The organism is Mesorhizobium sp. M1342 (assembly GCF_040317955.1).
Lineage (GTDB): Bacteria > Pseudomonadota > Alphaproteobacteria > Rhizobiales > Rhizobiaceae > Mesorhizobium.
This window is the reverse complement of sequence record NZ_JAMYLI010000012.1, coordinates 185,857-202,270: the sequence shown is the minus strand read 5'-3', so window position 1 is coordinate 202,270 and position 16,414 is coordinate 185,857. Positions and strand designations below refer to the sequence as shown.

16 protein-coding genes are annotated in these 16,414 nt (G+C 60.8%); 9 read left to right on the top strand and 7 right to left on the bottom strand.

The window, feature by feature from the left end; all coding sequences use genetic code 11:
• From NKH06_RS15065 to NKH06_RS15040, 6 genes are all read right to left on the bottom strand, one after another.
• The coding region (locus tag NKH06_RS15065) for a cytochrome c oxidase subunit II (protein WP_502914483.1) at positions 1-424 on the bottom strand (424 nt) is incomplete at its 3' end.
• A 14-nt stretch (positions 425-438) separates the two neighbouring features.
• A complete protein-coding gene (locus NKH06_RS15060; protein WP_352775188.1) occupies positions 439-972 on the bottom strand; it encodes a c-type cytochrome in 534 nt (177 codons plus the stop codon).
• A complete protein-coding gene (locus tag NKH06_RS15055; RefSeq protein WP_352775185.1) occupies positions 969-1,838 on the bottom strand; it encodes a substrate-binding domain-containing protein in 870 nt (289 codons plus the stop codon). Before NKH06_RS15055 ends, NKH06_RS15060 begins: the two co-directional genes overlap by 4 nt.
• A complete protein-coding gene (locus NKH06_RS15050) occupies positions 1,819-3,699 on the bottom strand; it encodes a methanol/ethanol family PQQ-dependent dehydrogenase (protein WP_352775182.1) in 1,881 nt (626 codons plus the stop codon). The genes NKH06_RS15055 and NKH06_RS15050 overlap by 20 nt, the downstream gene beginning before the upstream one ends.
• Positions 3,696-4,502, bottom strand: a complete 807-nt coding sequence (locus NKH06_RS15045) for a heme-binding protein (RefSeq protein ID WP_164892965.1) — start codon at positions 4,500-4,502, stop codon at positions 3,696-3,698. Before NKH06_RS15045 ends, NKH06_RS15050 begins: the two co-directional genes overlap by 4 nt.
• A gap of 795 nt (positions 4,503-5,297) precedes the next feature.
• Positions 5,298-5,477 (bottom strand): hypothetical protein, encoded by a 180-nt coding sequence (locus tag NKH06_RS15040; protein ID WP_128304509.1) that lies wholly within the window; start codon positions 5,475-5,477, stop codon positions 5,298-5,300.
• 177 nt (positions 5,478-5,654) lie between these two features.
• Here NKH06_RS15040 and nanR point away from each other — a divergent pair, with 177 nt between their 5' ends.
• The 9 genes from nanR to NKH06_RS14995 all read left to right on the top strand — a co-directional run bounded on the left by nanR (position 5,655) and on the right by NKH06_RS14995 (position 15,289).
• Positions 5,655-6,362, top strand: coding sequence for a transcriptional regulator NanR (gene nanR / locus NKH06_RS15035; RefSeq protein ID WP_023811936.1), 708 nt, complete (start codon positions 5,655-5,657; stop codon positions 6,360-6,362).
• Positions 6,362-6,667, top strand: a complete 306-nt coding sequence (locus NKH06_RS15030) for a putative quinol monooxygenase (RefSeq protein ID WP_023811937.1) — start codon at positions 6,362-6,364, stop codon at positions 6,665-6,667. Before nanR ends, NKH06_RS15030 begins: the two co-directional genes overlap by 1 nt.
• A 46-nt stretch (positions 6,668-6,713) precedes the next feature.
• Positions 6,714-7,490 (top strand): HpcH/HpaI aldolase family protein, encoded by a 777-nt coding sequence (locus NKH06_RS15025; protein WP_352442884.1) that lies wholly within the window; start codon positions 6,714-6,716, stop codon positions 7,488-7,490.
• A 14-nt stretch (positions 7,491-7,504) separates the two neighbouring features.
• On the top strand, positions 7,505-8,557 hold the full coding sequence (locus NKH06_RS15020) for an NAD(P)-dependent oxidoreductase (RefSeq protein WP_352442883.1): 1,053 nt from the start codon (positions 7,505-7,507) through the stop codon (positions 8,555-8,557).
• A 120-nt stretch (positions 8,558-8,677) separates the two neighbouring features.
• Positions 8,678-10,333 carry an extracellular solute-binding protein gene (locus NKH06_RS15015; RefSeq protein ID WP_127296120.1) on the top strand — a complete coding sequence of 552 codons (1,656 nt, stop codon included), beginning with the start codon at positions 8,678-8,680 and terminating at the stop codon, positions 10,331-10,333.
• Between the two features lie 27 nt (positions 10,334-10,360).
• Complete coding sequence (locus tag NKH06_RS15010; RefSeq protein ID WP_245273236.1) at positions 10,361-11,362, top strand: carbohydrate ABC transporter permease; 1,002 nt, start codon at positions 10,361-10,363, stop codon at positions 11,360-11,362.
• Between the two features lie 41 nt (positions 11,363-11,403).
• A complete protein-coding gene (locus NKH06_RS15005) occupies positions 11,404-12,210 on the top strand; it encodes a carbohydrate ABC transporter permease (protein ID WP_245273237.1) in 807 nt (268 codons plus the stop codon).
• A gap of 11 nt (positions 12,211-12,221) precedes the next feature.
• On the top strand, positions 12,222-13,316 hold the full coding sequence (locus NKH06_RS15000; protein ID WP_023811943.1) for an ABC transporter ATP-binding protein: 1,095 nt from the start codon (positions 12,222-12,224) through the stop codon (positions 13,314-13,316).
• Positions 13,313-15,289, top strand: a complete 1,977-nt coding sequence (locus NKH06_RS14995; RefSeq protein WP_352893355.1) for a D-apionate lactonase family protein — start codon at positions 13,313-13,315, stop codon at positions 15,287-15,289. Before NKH06_RS15000 ends, NKH06_RS14995 begins: the two co-directional genes overlap by 4 nt.
• Before the next feature lie 453 nt (positions 15,290-15,742).
• Here NKH06_RS14995 and NKH06_RS14990 read toward each other — a convergent pair whose 3' ends face one another.
• Positions 15,743-15,943: an HGGxSTG domain-containing protein gene (locus tag NKH06_RS14990; protein WP_352461333.1), complete on the bottom strand. Its 201-nt coding sequence runs from the start codon at positions 15,941-15,943 to the stop codon at positions 15,743-15,745.
• Positions 15,944-16,414: the final 471 nt, after the last annotated feature.

The window sequence follows — 16,414 nt, the reverse complement described above, 5'->3', positions numbered from 1 at the left end:
TCGTCAGGATGCGGCTCGGCGTAGCATCCTCGTAGCGCAACTCCCACCACCACTGGTGCCCGGTCACCTTGATTGTCAGCACAGCCTCCGAGCCGATCGCAGCCAGCGTCCTGTTGGCGAAAAAGCTTAACAGCGTCAGTCCGATCAGGATGATGGCGGTCAGTCCGACGGCGGACGCGACCACGCGCATCTTGCGGCGTTCGGCCGCTTCGTCGAGTAAGAGGGGTTCATCGCCGGGACGCGATCGCATAACCAGCGGTGCTGCGAGCGCGATCATCACCAGCACCCACACAACCGCGCAAAGCGCGGTGAAGAACCAGATCAGCCAAGCCAACTCGCCGGCTGCGGGGCCTTTCGGATCCAGCGCCGACTGCCAGCCTGCGCATCCCTGCAGAAGAAGCAGGACACAGAGGGCGAAGGTCATCGAAGCCGGGCGTTTCACGGTGATTTGCCCAGTGTCGCGGCATCCGGCAGGCGGTTTTCCGAGGGATGCACCATCATGCCGTCATTGCGTTGCGGCGCGGCGGAGGAGGGCGCGTTGCCGCCCAGTGCACGCACATATGCCGCCAGCTCCCATATCTGGTCGTCGGGTATCTTCTGGCCGAAGCTCGGCATCCCGTTCGGCCTGCCGTCGCGGATCGTGGCGTGGATGCTTTCGATCGAGCTGCCGTAGAGCCACTTCTCGTCCATCAGCGCCGGGCCCATGCCGCCACCGCCATTGGCATGGCAGCCCGAGCAGTTGAACCAGTTGAACAGGCGTTTGCCCTCGCTCATGTGGAAGGCGTTGGCCTCGAAGCTCGCCGCCTTGTTGTCGGTGGGGGAGGGGCGCTGTCCGCCCGGCTCCAACGTGGTCACAGGCGTCGGCTGCTCACCTGAGCCGAGCGCCGATTGCGGTTGCGTGTCGCGCTCCTCGCGCTGGCAGGCGACCAGGGTCAGCGTCAAGGGCAGTAACAACGCCAGAGCGTGCCTCATCGCGCCGGACTCCCGGCCATGTCCAGACGCGGTACGCCGTATTGCGCCAGAACCGCGTCGATCTCGGCCTTGTGTCTGGCAAGCGCGCTATTCACATCGCCACGCAGCGCATCGTCCTCGCGCCGAACACCCATTGAGATGTCGTACATTAGCGGCAGTTGCGGTCCGTCGATGCGAGGCGTGACCGGCGTGATCCGGAGCGACACCTTTTGCCTCTGGGCGAAATAGCCGGCGAGCGGACCCCAGACCACGGCAAGATCGATCTCGCCGTTCGCGACAGCTTCGACGATGCGCGCCGGAGGGTTGGGAGCGGAGTAGTCGCCATAGACGGGGTAGCCGATGAGGTGCCCGACGATGCCGCGGCGGCCAAGCGCCTGGACAGGCGGCGAGTTGGCGCCATCGTCGCCGATGAGCTGAACACCGATACGCAATTCTTGCAACCGCAGGTCGTTGAAGGAGGTCACGTCCGGGCCGTCCTGGCGGGTCACGAAGACATAGGACGAACGGTAGTAAGGCGTGGTCGTGCGCAGCATTTCGAGATTGGCAGGCGTGCCGGGCACGAGATCGCAAAGGCCTGCCTTCAGCGTGTTACGGATGAAGCCACGGCGCTGCGCCCACCAAGTATACGTCAGCTTGGCGCCGAGATCAGTGGCGATAATTTCCGTGATCCTGTTCTCGAAGCCTTGACCGGCCGCGTTGGAAAACGGCATGTTGTTCGGGTCGGCGCACACTCTCAACTCACGTGGATTGGCAATAGCCGGCAAGAGCAACAAGGCGAGCCCGGCCATGCCGATGGCCACCCGTTGGAACGCCTTTCGCGCCGGACGTACGGTCAAGTCCAATCCATCAAGGCAGCCGGAACACATAAAGCGTGCCTCCCGCCGTGGTAGCGTTCTTTAGATCCTTCATCGCGTTGACGAAGCCAAGTGCCGCGGTGGCATCGCGTGGGTCGAGGTCGCCGGAAACGATGGCACCGGCCCAGCCACCGACGCCTGACAGAGTTGCGACATATTGGTGCCCATCGGGGCCGCGATAGGTTATCGGCTGGCCGATGATGCCGGACGATGTCTTGAATTGCCAAAGGAGGTCGCCAGTCCTGGCGCTGACCGCCTTGAACCAGCCTTCCATGGTGCCGTAAAAGACGACATCGCCGGCAGTGACGACGGTGCCGCTCCACACCGGAAAGTTCTCCTTCAGGACCCAGGCCGGCTTGGCGGCGGCAACATCCCAGGCGGTGAAGGCACCACGATTGCCGCCCGGCCCGGGGATCATGCGTACGTTCATGCCGACATAGGGCGTGCCTGCGATGTAGTTTACCTCGACGCCTTCTTCATCCATGCAGAGATTGTTGTGGGGGATGTAGAGCAGGCCGGTCTTCGGCGAAAAGGCCGATGGCTGCCAGTCCTTGAGGCCGGACGCTGTCGGGCAAATGTCTCGCACCACCTTGCCGGTGCCGGTTCTCTTGTCGGGGTTTGCAATCAGCCGGCCGGTCTTCAGGTCGACGCCCTTGCTGGAATTGACCGGGCCATAGGCTGTGGCCGACAGCACCTCGCCAGTGGTTCGATCGAGGATATAGAGGTAGCCGTTGCGTTCCGGTCGGACTAGGACCTTGCGCGGCTTGCCTTGCCAGGTCATGTCCAGAAGGATCTGCTCGTTGATGCCGTCATAGTCATGGAGGTCATGCGGGCTCCACTGATAGAACCACTTCGCCGCTCCGGTATCGGGATCACGCGCGAAAATACCGGACGTCCATTTGTTGTCGCCTGGCCGCAAATCCGGATTCCACGGTCCTGGATTGCCTGTGCCGTGGAAGATCAAGTTCAAGTCCGGATCGTAGGAGATCCAGCCCCACATATTGCCGCCGCCGATCTTCCAGGCTTCGGGCGGCCATGTCGTCACGCCAAGGTCTGTGCCCTTGTCCATGTCATAGTGGGGCTTGAAGTCCGGGCCGATCAGCACATCCTTGTCGGGTCCAGTGCCATAAGCCGTCCAGACAACATGCCCGTTTCCGGCATCCAGCGCCTTCACCCAGCCGCGGACGCCCATTTCGCCGCCGGAATTGCCGACCAGAACTTTTCCCTTCACCACCAGCGGCGCCATGGTGATTGTCTCGCCGATGTTGATGTTGCCGATATGAGCGTTCCAGATCGGCTTGCCCGTATCGGCATCGAGCGCGATCGTGTGGCCGTCCAGCGTGTTGAAGAAGATGCGCCCGTCGGCGAAGGCCGCGCCGCGGTTGACGACATCGCAGCAGGCCACCCCTTGTGCCGCCGGCTCGGGGTTGGGCTCGTACTTCCATTTCATCGGCGCGCCTGGCCTGGAGAGGTCAAGTGCGTAGACGATGTTGGGAAAGGGCGTGACGATGTACATGCTGCTGCCGACAACCAGCGGCGCTGCTTCCTGGCCCTTGTTCACGCCGGTCGAGAAGGTGAAGGCGACCTGCAGGTTCTTGACGTTGCCTTCGTTGATCTCGGTCAGGTCGCTGAAGCGGGTCGACGCGTAGTTCTTGGCCGGCATTGTCCATTGCCCGTCATCGGGTGGCGCGGCCGCGGCGGGCGGCGCAATAGCCGCCGCCGATGGGGGCTCCGAGGCACCGCTCAGGAATGGGCCGCATGCCAGCAGCATCACCGGGAGTATGCAGGTGCGAAAAGAATTCCAGGTCGCCAATGCGCGGGCGCCTTGTCCTGCGTCAACGCGCGCCGGTGCCGGGTGCAGCATGCCTTTCATTTGTGGATCGAGCCTCCCACGCCGGCGCCGAGCTCCGCCGCGATGTCAGCCTCGGTGCCGGCACAAAGCGGATGACCCCAGCCCGAGGCGCTTTTGCCGCCGGGATCGAGATCGTAGACGATGGCGTCCTTGCGATTGGGATTGACCCCGGCGGGAACCTTGTCGAGGCCGAGCGCCGCGCGAACACGCCAGGCGACATTGTGATCGGCGCATGAGGAATCTCCGGAAACCCCGATCCCTCCGACGATGCTCTTGCCGTCATAGAGGGCAAGTCCGCCGCCAAACACAACGACGCCTCCAATCGGCTTGCCGACGAGGGGATCGCTGGCGCTTCCGAACGTTTTGGGATCGCCCGCATAGGCCGCGGCCTGGTTGACCGGATTGGTCTCCTGCAAGCCGAAAAGCGGCCCGCCCGGCTGCGCCCCCGCGTAGAGATTGGCCGTCGATAGGGCCATCTGCGCCAGGCTGAGTCCATTGGCCGTGTTGGCCTTCTCTGCCGCGACGAGGCGACTGCCTGGCCATTGCGAATCGGCGGTGGGACCGCTGAAAGCGATCGCGCATACGGCGCCGTCGCGGGCGACGATAGCGGCCCATTCGTTGGTCTCAAAGCCACCGTTGGCAGGTCCGCCGCTTGCTTTCACATTGGCCTTGAGGACAGCGAGCAGCTTATCGTGGTCGGCCGGGCAGGGCGCCTGTGCCATGGCTTGGCCCTGTGGGAACAGGCCACCCGTCAACAACACCAGACCAAAGGCTGATAGCAAAAGCTGACAGCGATACATTGTCCTGCCCATTCGTTCGAGCATCAAAGAATCCCGGAGCACTCTGGCAGATTGGAAATGCGAGAATGAAGCCGTGATCCAATGCCGTCGGTATTTAACTTGGGCGATGCAGCTATGTTCCTGCTTCTGCAAAAAATTGCGCAGCCCCCTCGTACGCCGATGCAAGTTGCCATCTGTCCGTGTCGCCGGCGGAATATCCGCGGCGAGATTGTGCTGCCTGCTGTGATACATATTGTGATACAAACAACACCCCGCAGGAAGGAAAAACGTGACAAAAACAGTTGGTTGATGGGCGAACTGATCCCAGCCAACGGTACCACCGGCTTTCCTCATAAAGCATTGGATTTAGTGGAAATGATCGCCCTCCGTTGCAGGAAGCGGTCGGGATCATGCTGCCCAGAGAGGTCAGGGATCACGGAAGGCGTGTGGTTCTCCGTATACCAGCCGTGACGGAGGAGAACGAACGGCAGACCCGAGGTCCGCAACGCAGCTCGACCTTTTGCAACGCTGCGCTGAAGCGCTTGAGGGGTTTTGAGCTATGGCGTTCCGGATGGGTGTCGCATCGGCCCGAACTGCGAGGTCGATCCTGGCTGCGTAAATTAAACTCGTTGACGATGTCCGCTTCTGGCTGTTGGGACGCTTGGTCTTATCGTCCAACTGGGGATCGTATGGAGAACGGCAGCTATCTCAAATGCCTGCCGAGACCTGACAGTCGGTTACAGCCCGTTGCCGCCGGACTGCTTGCGCCCGCTTTTGGTCAGGCGAAATGCGTCAAAAGATGTTCGATGACGCGCTGTGTAGCATCGATGTCTGCCATGCTCAGCCCTCGGCGATGATCGCTAGTGCCTTTGCAAAGCTAGCATCAAGGGAGGTCAGCGCCTCAATCGCTCCGTCATATACGCTGTCGAGTGTCGCTCCCCAGCCGTCTGCTGCGCCACGAGTATCGATGCCAAAGCGGGCGAGCGCCTCCTCGATGCCGGCGTCGATGCGCCCAGCCAATTTTACGCCAGATTCGTTCCAACTTTGTGCGGCGTCTCAGTTGGGCGAACGCCGATAGATACTCGTTTGACAGGAAGAACAATGACCGTTCTCACTTGGTCACGAGCGTCTGTTGGTAGAAGGATCGTTGACAGAGGCGCTCTGGGGCCATAGCGTATTGGTATAACAGGTATGCCAATGATCGGAGTTCTGATCAAGCCGCGGAAGCTTTCGGACGAGGTTGCAGCGCACCTTGAGCGGATGATCCGCGAGGGAGAGCTGGCCGAAGCCGACCGGCTCCCATCCGAACGGGAACTCATGCGGCAGTTTGGGGTCGGGCGCCCTTCAATCCGCGAAGCCCTGCTGCATCTGAGCAAGATGGGCCTTGTCGAGGTGAAATCCGGCGAGCGCGCCCGCGTCACTCGGCCAACGCCCCAATTCGTGATCGACGCCCTCTCGGGGCCGGCGCGTCACATGATTTCGGCCCCCGGCGGGGTTCATGACTTCCAGAGCGCGCGTTTGTTTTTCGAAGTCGGTCTTGCCCGCAACGCCGCCATCAATGCCACCCCAGAAGATATTGAAAGTCTCAAAGAGGCGCTTGAAATCAACCGACAGTCGATCGGGGACCTGACGCGCTTCGAGCGCACCGACGTGGACTTCCACTACGTGCTGGCGGTGATCACCCGCAATCGAATCTTCACAGCTATCCACGCGGCGTTGGCCGAATGGCTGCTCGAACAGCGGCGCACGACTTTGGCCAAAGGTGAAGACCGCAAGGCCTATGAGGCTCATCGCGAAATCTTTGATGCCGTCGCCGCGCGCGATCCAGACGCCTCCGAAGCGGCTATGCGCAGGCATCTGGAATATGTGTCCAGGCGCTATCTGGAAATTGCAGGTGCCAAGTGATGAGGGGCTTCGTGGTCTGGGTCGATTTCCGCCTCAAGCCGGGTGCCCGGGGCAGATTCCGCGAACTTGTGGACGCCAATGCAACCGCGTCGATGCGCAGCGAGGCCGGCTGCCGCCGCTTTGACGTGACGGAGGCGCGCGGCGAACCGGACCGGGTCCTGCTCTATGAGATTTACGATAGCGAGGCCGCATTCGAGGAGCACTGCCGCACCGCTCACTTCGACGAATTCAATACGCAGAGCGCGCCGCTCGTCGTGACCAAGTTGGTGATGACCTGCGACCTCGTTCTTGAGGCCACGCATTGACGAGAACTGGGCGGATTGGCCCTTTTGGGCGAACGGGAGGAAGTGCATGTCAGAGCCAAGTCTCAGGGCGTTAACTTCTCACAGGCGGGTCAAACTTGGTACGCTCGTCGCCGAGTTCGCGACGCCGGGTATAGGTCACATCCTGAAGTCCGCTGGCTGTGACTTCGTCTTTTTCGATATGGAGCATTCGGGCTTCAGCCTGGAGACGGTGAAGAGTGCGATCCGCTATTTCGAGGCGGCCGACCTGCCGGTTATGGTGCGTGTGCCATCGCAGGACTACCATTTCCTTGCCCGCGCCATGGATATGGGGGCCGAAGGCCTGATCGCGCCGATGGTGAGTACCGTCGAGCAGGCGCAGCACATCATCAATTCCATGAAATATCACCCTGCCGGCGTCCGCGGCGTGGCGCTGCAGATCGCTCATGACCGCTACCGTCCGGGCTCGGTCACTGATAAATTCTCAGCCGCCAACAAGCGCTCGACGTTCATCTGCCTGATAGAGACCGCCGACGGCGTCAGGAACATTGACGGCATCGCGGGACTGGACGGGGTCGATTGTCTGTGGGTCGGACATTTCGACCTGTCCGTCTCGCTCGGCATTCCTGGCGACTTCGCCCACCCCACTTTCACTGCTGCAATGGCCAAAATCGTTGCCGCCGCCAAGAAGCACAACAAATCGCTTGGACGCTTGGTGCCCAACGTCGCGCAGGGACACGACTTCTACGCACAAGGTTTTGATTTTATTTGTTATTCAGGCGACGTTTGGGTTCTGCACGACGCGATCGCCGACGCGGTTTCCAAGATCCGGGCCGGGTGCGAATAGGAGCGGAGGAGACGATGGACAGCGTAAAATTCAGGGTGGCGCTTTCCGGTGATTTCCGCAAGCCGGACGGCTCGCCGACCTACCCAGATTTCGATCTGGTGCCACTGCGCAATGCGACAGGCGTCGAGATGGTGTTCCTGGAGTCAAACAGTCCGCTTCGCGCCGACCAACTTGAGGATTTCGATGCGCTGATCCTCCTCGCCCATCGCTTCGATGCCACGAGCATCCCAAGGAGCGGGCGCCTGGCCGTCGTTGCCCGCTTCGGGGTCGGCTACGACACTGTCGACGTTGAGGCCTGCACCGCAGCCGGCATTGCCTTGGTCATCACGCCCGATGGCGTGCGACGCCCCGTCGCCGTATCCGTCATCACCTTCATGCTGGCACTGACCGGCAAACTGCTGACAAAGGACGCGCTCACCCGCAAAGGGTCTGTTGGTTTCGAGAAGCGCTCCGATCACATGGGGGTCGGCCTCGTCGGGCGTTCGCTTGGGTCACTGGGCATCGGCAACATCGGTGCCGAGGTCTTCCGCTTGGCGAAGCCCTTTGACATGCAATTCATTGCCCATGACCCGTTTGCCGACAAGAGGGTCGCTGCCGACCTGGGCGTCGAGCTGGTCGGGCTGGAGGATCTGTTTCGCCGCGCCGACGTGCTGTCGGTCAGTTGCCCCCTGTCGCCTCAGACCCACCACATCGTCAACGCTGAGCGGATCGCCCTGATGAAGCCGACAGCTTACCTGATCAACACCGCGCGCGGCCCGATCGTCGACCAGAAAGCGCTGTCGCAAGCGCTGCAGGAGCGCCGCATCGCCGGCGCCGGTCTCGACGTGCTGGAACAAGAGCCTCCCGACGCAGACGATGCGATCCTCAAACTCGACAATGTCATCCTGGCGCCGCACGCACTTTGCTGGACCGACCAGTGCTTTGCCGGCAACGGTGCCGCCGACGTCAAAGCGGTAATGGAGGTGCAGCGCGGTCGGGAGCCGCGCGGCGTGGTCAATCGCGAGGTTCTTTCGAGCGAGCTGTGGAAGACCAGGCTGTCGGGGCTCGCCGCCCGCTTCGGAACCTAGGAGGACACTGATTTTTGGGCGCGCCGCCGCGGCCCCTTTGCGGCGACCTTACGGGAGGAAATGCTTGACCGCAGCGCCGGCGGACGAGTGAAGCAAATGGAAATGGGAGGACCAAGCACTATGAACGATCGTGAAAAACGTGACTTTCAGGCAGGTCTCGAAGCAGAGGTCGACGCCTTCATGAGCGGCGAAACCACCCGCCGAACTTTCATCACCCGCTTCGGTCAGATGACCGGCATGTTGGCCGTGTCCGGCCCGATGCTGGGGATGATGACGGATTGGGCGATGGCGCAGCAAACATTGGAATTGGCGGACGCCACGTCGCCGCTCGGCCAGGCGCAGGCCGCAGCCCTAAAAGCATCGAAGGAAGGGCCGGCGGACGGTTCCGCCTTTCGCGCGGCGGAGGCGGCCAAGGCGCATTCGGGCGTCACCCTCAACATGACCTACGAGGCTGGCCTGCAGGCACTCGATCCGCGCAATTTCAGTGGGCCGATGTGGGAGCAGCTTACCGGGATGAAGTCGAATGTCGTCGAACTGTCGAACCCTGACCAGTACTCCAAGGCAGTCGCCGAGCACATCGCCGGCTCGGGTGCCTATGACGTTCTCGACATCTCGCCGGCCTGGACACCGTCGCTTGCCGATGGCGGCGTCATTGCCCCTCTAGACGACTACATCGCCAAATACATGAACCCGGCAGACCTCGAGGACTATCATCCCCTGTACAAGGCGCTGCCGACCTACAAGGGAAAGATCTGGGGGTTCTTCGACGACGGCGACATGTTCGCTCTCTACTACCGCAAGGACATCTTCGAGGATCCGAAAATGGTGGAGGCTTACCAGGCGAAGTTCAACGCCAAGCTTGGACCGCCGAAGACCTGGGAAGAATATGCCCAGATCGCCCAGTTCATTACCGACCAGATGGCGCCAAAGGTTTATGGCGCGGGACATTTCCGCAAGGCGGGCAGCCCTGGCAATCAGTTCGACTTTCTGCAGCAGTACCGCGCCAACGGCGGAAAACTGTTCGGAGACGACATGAAGGCCGGCTTGGTGTCGGATGCCGGCGTCAAGACGCTGACAAACATGCTCGCCGCAAACAAGGCCTCGATCCCCGGCAACAACGAGCTCGACGCCGTTTCCTTGTGGGCGGCTTTCCTGACCGGCAAAGTCGCGATGATCTATTCCTGGCCTCCTAGCGGCCGTATGGCGGCGAACTATTCGCAGTCCGCCACGGCAATCAACTTCATTCCGCAGTCGCAGATCGCTGGCAAGGTCGGCTATGCCGTCGTTCCGGGAAATCCGGAACATGCGACCGGCTACAACAAGGCACTGTCCGCGGATTCGCCCAACCCAGAGGCGGCATATCTGTTCATGCAATGGGTATGCTCGCCACCCGTCTCGCTGGCACGTTGCATGCTGCCCTATGCGCTACGCGACCCATACCGCATCTCGCACTTCAAGTCCGAGCTCTACGGCGCGCTCTTCCCCAGTGCCAAGGAGTACCTTGCCAACCTCAACAACTCGGCAAATGTCGGTCTGCTCGATCCGATCATGCCAGGCGCGCAGGACTACTTCTTGAGCATCGACCGCATGTGCACCGCGGTGTGGGCTGGGGCGGATGCGAAGGCGTCGCTTGAAACGGCCGCCGCCGAGTGGAACGAGACGACCGACCGACTGGGTGTGGATTCGCAGAAAGGCTTCTACACCGAGTTCTTGAAACTGCCTGGCGCCACTGCCGACAACACGGTGGAAAAACTTGGCATGGCGGTCACCCTCTGAGGGGAGGCATGCTGTCTGGAGCAATTGGTGTTGCGGGCGCTTGGCTCGCAACACCTCCCCGCTAAGCGGCGATTTTTGGATACGCCTATGCAGCCCACCGCCACGATCCGTCGCTTGAAGGCCGCCGGCGCACCGCCCCGGCTGTCTGCCTTTGCCCAATGGGCAGACCGTCACTTCAAGTGGCTGCTGGTGGCGCCCGCGGTGCTGCTGATATTGGCGCTCTCGATCTATCCGCTTCTGTTCTCGCTGGTGGTATCTTTCATCAACTACGACTTCCAGGTGCCGGGCCACGCCTTTGTCGGATTGAAGAACTTTGAGCGGGTCGTGTTCGATCCAGTAGCACGTTGGTCGCTGTTGCTGACAGCATGGCTGTCGGGCATCAGCGTCGCTATCGAATTCGTGCTCGGTCTCCTGGTGGCGCTGACAATGGTGCGCAGCTTTCCGGGCCGCGGTGTGATCATGTCGATCCTGATCGTGCCGCTGTTCATCAGCCCGGTCATCGTCGGCCAGGCCTGGACGCTGCTTTTACAGCGGCCTTTCGGACCGACCAACTATATCCTGACGCAACTATTGGGGCAGGAGGTTACGATAGGATGGATGACGGAGCGCCCGTGGCTCTATATCTCGCTGATCATCGCCGATGTCTGGCAGTGGACGCCGTTCATGTTCGTCATCCTGCTCGCTGGGCTGACCGCAATCCCACCCAATCTCTATGAGGCGGCAGAACTTGACGGCGTCAACGCCTGGCAGGCTTTTTGGGCGATCACGCTCCCGCATCTCGGGCCGATGATGCTGCTGGCCCTGACCTTCCGTCTGCTCGACGCAATCCGTATGTTCGATACCATTTTCATCATGACAGGCGGTGGCCCGGGAACACAAACTTACACGGCCTCCTATTATCTCTATACCGTCGGCTTCACGCAGTTTCATCTATCGCAAGCAACAGCAGGAAGTTGGCTGTTCCTGATCTTTACGGCGCTCATCGTGACGTTGCTGGTGCGTCGGCTCTTGAAGGTAGAACCGGTCTAATGGCCGCCGTCGCGCCCGCCCGCCGCAGGAAACGCCGGTCGTTGCCGATCGGCCGAATTCTGCTGCTGGGGTTCTTCCTGGTGTTTGTGCTGTGGCCGCTCTACTGGATGTTCAACACCTCCATCAAGCCCAGCGACGACTACCTCACCGTACCGCCTGTCTGGTTCCCTGCCGCACCGACGCTTGTCCACTACGAAGCTGCGCTGTTCACCTATCGCGGTCTCGACGGGCTTATCAACAGCCTGATTATTTCGCTTTCGGCGACGGTGCTTTCGGCACTGATCGGCACGCTGATGGCTTATAGTCTGGCGCGCTACAACACGGGCGGCCGGCATCTGTCCTTCTGGGTCCTGTCGCAGCGCTTCCTGCCACCGATAGGCATCGTCCTGCCGGTATTCCTTATCTATCGTGGCGTCGGGCTGTACGACACCCATATCGGGCTGATCCTAGCTTACACGGTCTTCACGCTACCGGTGTCGGTTTGGATGATGTTTGCCTATTTCCGCGGCATGCCGAAGTCGATGGAGGAGGCGGCCCTCGTCGATGGCTGCACGAGATGGGAGGCGTTCTGGCGCGTTGCCGTGCCGCTCGCAGCACCAGGCATCGTCGCGGCGGCTGTCTTCGCCTTCATTGCCTGCTGGACGGAGTTCTTCTTCGCTCTGATTTTGACCAGCCGAACTGCCTTTACGCTGCCAACGGTCTTCCGAGCCTTCATCGGCTTCCAGGGCGCACAATATGGTGAAGCCGCAGCCCTTGCCATTGTCTCCCTTGTGCCATCGATCGCCCTTGGAGTGCTTGCTCAACGACATCTCGTGCGCGGGCTGACGCTCGGCGCCGTTCGCGGATAGGAAGGGAAGGCATGGCCGAAGTCAGAATCACCGGCTTGCACAAGCGCTACGGCGCCTTCCATGCGGTGCGCGGCATTGACCTCCACATCCCCGACGGCGAGTTCACTGTCCTGGTTGGACCCTCCGGATGCGGCAAGAGCACTCTGCTGAGGACCATCGCAGGACTGGAGGAGAGCTCACAAGGCACGATCGAGATTGGCGGCGAAGTGGTCAATGATTTCCGGCCGCGCGATCGCGACGTGGCAATGGTGTTTCAAGATTATGCGCTCTATCCGCATATGAGCGTGGCCAAGAACATTGGCTTCGGCCTCAAGGCTCGCAAGATGCCGAAGCCAGAGGTCGAGGTGCGCGTGGCCGAGGCGGCACGCATGCTTGGCATCACTCCCTTGCTGGGGCGTTTTCCGCGTCAGCTGTCCGGTGGCCAGCGTCAGCGCGTCGCCATCGGCCGCGCCATAGTCCGCAACCCCCTCATCTTTTTGTTCGACGAGCCACTGTCCAATCTCGACGCACAGCTTCGCGACGAAATGCGCGGCGAAATCAAACGCCTTCACCAGGACATTGCCACAACGATGATCTACGTCACCCATGACCAGATCGAAGCGATGACGTTGGCTGACCGCATCGTGCTGATGCGCGACGGGTTGATAGAGCAGCAGGGCGCGCCACTCGAGTTGTTCGAGCACCCGGCCTCAACCTTCGTCGCTGGGTTTCTGGGTTCGCCGCGGATGAGCTTCCTGCCAGGCAACCTTGCCTTGGACGGAAGCGCCGCCGCCATCCGGCTCGCGGACGCGCTGCTGCCCTTAGCGCCGGGCAGGGGGCTGAAGGGCGTCGCAGACGGACAGCAGGTGCTGCTCGGGTTGAGGCCAGAACATCTCACTCGGGCGCACACTGCCACACCGGAGCAGGGCACGTTTCGCTATGAGGCAACGATCGACCTGCTGCAGCCGACCGGCTCGCGCAGCTACGCGACATTCCGACTGGCTGGCGCGCCGGTGATGGCTGAGCTGCAGGCGCACGACGTCAGCCGTCCGGGCGAGAAGCTTGCGATCGACATCAACATGAACCGGGCCTCGATCTTCGACGCCACGACGGAGCGGGCAATTTGACCTCGACAGCTTCCCTGGCAGTCCGCTTATGTGGCACCGAACAGCACGAGGCACCGCTGCGCACACTGCGCGCCGGATCCTTGTCGGTCGCGTTCGACAATGGGGCGTTGCGCTACATCCGCATCGGGACGATCGAGATCTTGCGCGGAATCTCGTTTCTTGTACGGGACGAAAACTGGGGAACATGTACCCCCGTTCTCGATGATCTGCGGATCGACGAGAGGCCGGATGCGTTCGCCATTGAATACCGTGCAACATGTGCCGCAACATCCGGCCGCCTGGTTTACCGGGCACGCGTCTCGGGCAGTAGCGATGGTGCGCTGTCGTTTGTGACAGAAGCAGAGCCTGAGACCGACCTTTTGACCAACCGGACCGGCTTCGTCGTGCTGCATCCCATAGCAGATTTGGCCGGCAAGCCGGTGCGGGTCCTGCATCAAGATGGTCTCGAAAGGCTTTCGCATTTTCCGGACTTTATTGATCCGGGATGTCCGTTCACCGACGTGCGCGCGTTGTCACATGAGATCGCGCCTGGGATCTGGGCCACCTGCACCATGGATGGTGATGCCTTTGAGATGGAGGATCAACGCAATTGGTCTGACGCATCCTATAAAACCTATGTTCGTCCCTTGCGTCGCCCGTGGCCCTACAGACTGCCCAAGGGCCAGAAATTCACCCAGGCCGTCCGGCTGCATATGTCGGGGACGCTTCTTGCGCCGATGTCTGAAAATCCTGACCCGCCGATCAAAGTGACGATTGGCGGACCGGCCGGCCGAGTGCCTCGCATTGGCGTCGGCGTCGCCGCCGACGAGGCCAGGCACGCCCTTGGAAACTCCGATCTAATTCGGCAATTGGCTCCGCAGTGGATAGCCTGCCAGGTCGATCTCCGTCTCGGGCACGGCCACGATGAACTTGAACGGTACGCAGCGCTGACCCGGTTGATTGGTGCAAGCGTCGTGCTGGAGATCATAACCAGGGGAACGCTGGATCCCTTCGGCGAGTTGAAGCCGGTCGCGGATGCTGTCCGTCGCCTCGGCCTCAATCTAGAAGCTATCTGCGTCTTTCCGGCGCAGGACATGAAATCGGTACAGCCGGGAGCAGCATGGCCGGCCATGCCGAGCTTCCAGGAAAGCTACTCGGCAGCGCGCCGGGCTTTCCCGGGTGTACCGGTCGGCGGCGGCATGGCCGCGTACTTCACCGAGCTCAATCGCAAGCGCCCGCCAAGCGAGGCGCTCGACTACGCGACCTTTACCACCTGTCCAAGCGTGCACGCTGCCGACGATGTGTCAGTGATGGAGACGCTTGAGGCCATTCCCCACCTGATCCGCTCTGCCCGTTCCTTCATGGGCGGGTTGCCGCTGCGTGTGGGTCCCAGTCAGCTCGGCTGCCGCGAGAACCCTTACGGTGCCTCCACGGCGCAGAACGAAGCGAATGGTCGCGTCTGCCTATCGCGCATCGATCCTCGTCAGCGCGGGCTGTTCAATGCGGCCTGGATCGTCGGCTATTTCGCCGCATGCGCTCGCGAGGGCATCGAGGCCGTCGTCTTCGGTGACTTCACCGGTCCATTTGGCCAAATCCATAGGAAGGCTGACTTCGTGCAGCCATGGTTTGACCAGCAGGATTCCCGAACGGTCTATCCCGCTTTCCATGTCTTGGCTGGTCTCTCAAAGCTCGGCGGAGCCACCTTGCTGTCCGTAGGAACTTTCGGCGCTGACGGCGTTGTGACGATCGCAGCTGAAAACGATCGGGGCGTGACCCTGTGGGTCGCTAACCTCACCGCCAAGACGCAATCTGTGCGGCTTTCGGATGCGCCGAGCAGCGCCCGTATTGCTCTTCTCGGCGCCGAGCAGTTCGAGCAGGCGGCAACCGATCCCAACTTCATGGAAATTTCCGCAAGACCGCTGGATGACCAATTCATCTCGCTTGACGCCTACGCCGTCGCGCGAGTCGACCTCGATCGGCCGTCTTCGGCCTAGCCCGATCTTCGCTTAGTTGGCCAAAACCCCAACAAAGATGAGGGTGATAGTTCTATGAGGCCCTAAGGCCGCGCTTGGGATCAATCTCGCTTTGACCCCCAACCCCATCGTTGGTCAATTCAAAGGCATAGCGCGCGAAAGCAGCAGATGATTGAGACCTGGTCTGCCGTGCAAAACGTCCGTGAGCCTGGTTTGCCCTGGCTGCGCCGGGCAAGCCTCACGCGCCTCGATGCCCCCTGGCCACTACGTGCGCTTCAGCATGTGCCTGGAAACCCGTTCACCGAAACGATTTTCAGGTCAACAAAAGTCAACATAATCGTAACACCCCATGGAGTGGCACCGTTTGCATCTTGATTCATTCAAGCGGATTGTTGACCCATTCAAACCCGTCCGAATATGTCCGTTGAGGAGTCAAGTCATTCGTTGAGCGCCGACGATTGCCAAGCCAATTTGCTAGGAATCAGCCGCAGCTCTCCACCTCTCCCAACGATACCGCTGCGCTTCGGCTATCCTATCCTTTCCTCCTTGGGATGTGGGGCCTGTACTCAGCCCACCATGAAACCGACATCTGAGCTTTCCAGGCACAGCTGCGTTTCTGCATTCCGTCCCCCTCCTAGTTTTAGCTTCGCATGTCTCGGTGTAGTCTTGGGCCAACTGGTTCTGTCCTCCATGTTCGATCCTTCGCTCCAACGCGGAACAGGGTAGCTTCGCCGCTCGCGGCAAACATTTTTCAAAATGGTTTAGGTAAGATTTTTTGTTTCGTTGGATTTCCGTCTTGTATGGTCTCTATCTCTGTCTCTGTGTCGATAGGGTATCGATAGGGTATCGATGGGGTATGGATAAGGTATCGATAGGGTAGGGCAGCGACAGGGTCTCGATAGGATGGCTCACTGAGAGCGTTTCAAAGACCCAGCATTTCGGACGATTGCGGTATTATGAATACCCGATTTGAATGGGAGTACCTCTGATTCATCTTTTAGCTTTACTGGGCAAAGCCGCTCAAGCTCGGATAGCGCCGCTCCACGAACTCGCTTGCTTACAATCTTGTCGATTTGCATTATCACGCCAAGCCGATGTTTTTCACGGCGGGTTATCTTTGAACCAGTCGATAATGAAATATTCTTC

Excerpts from the sequence above, each read along its gene's own strand:
- NKH06_RS15045 (WP_164892965.1), bottom strand. The coding sequence starts at position 4,502 with ATGCTCGAACGAATGGGCAGGACAATGTATCGCTGTCAGCTTTTGCTA.
- NKH06_RS15050 (WP_352775182.1), bottom strand. The coding sequence starts at position 3,699 with ATGAAAGGCATGCTGCACCCGGCACCGGCGCGCGTTGACGCAGGACAA.
- NKH06_RS15030 (WP_023811937.1), top strand. The coding sequence starts at position 6,362 with ATGAGGGGCTTCGTGGTCTGGGTCGATTTCCGCCTCAAGCCGGGTGCC.
- NKH06_RS15020 (WP_352442883.1), top strand. The coding sequence starts at position 7,505 with ATGGACAGCGTAAAATTCAGGGTGGCGCTTTCCGGTGATTTCCGCAAG.
- nanR (WP_023811936.1), top strand. The coding sequence starts at position 5,655 with ATGATCGGAGTTCTGATCAAGCCGCGGAAGCTTTCGGACGAGGTTGCA.
- NKH06_RS15015 (WP_127296120.1), top strand. The coding sequence starts at position 8,678 with ATGAACGATCGTGAAAAACGTGACTTTCAGGCAGGTCTCGAAGCAGAG.
- NKH06_RS15025 (WP_352442884.1), top strand. The coding sequence starts at position 6,714 with ATGTCAGAGCCAAGTCTCAGGGCGTTAACTTCTCACAGGCGGGTCAAA.
- NKH06_RS15060 (WP_352775188.1), bottom strand. The coding sequence starts at position 972 with ATGAGGCACGCTCTGGCGTTGTTACTGCCCTTGACGCTGACCCTGGTC.
- NKH06_RS15000 (WP_023811943.1), top strand. The coding sequence starts at position 12,222 with ATGGCCGAAGTCAGAATCACCGGCTTGCACAAGCGCTACGGCGCCTTC.
- NKH06_RS15055 (WP_352775185.1), bottom strand. The coding sequence starts at position 1,838 with ATGTGTTCCGGCTGCCTTGATGGATTGGACTTGACCGTACGTCCGGCG.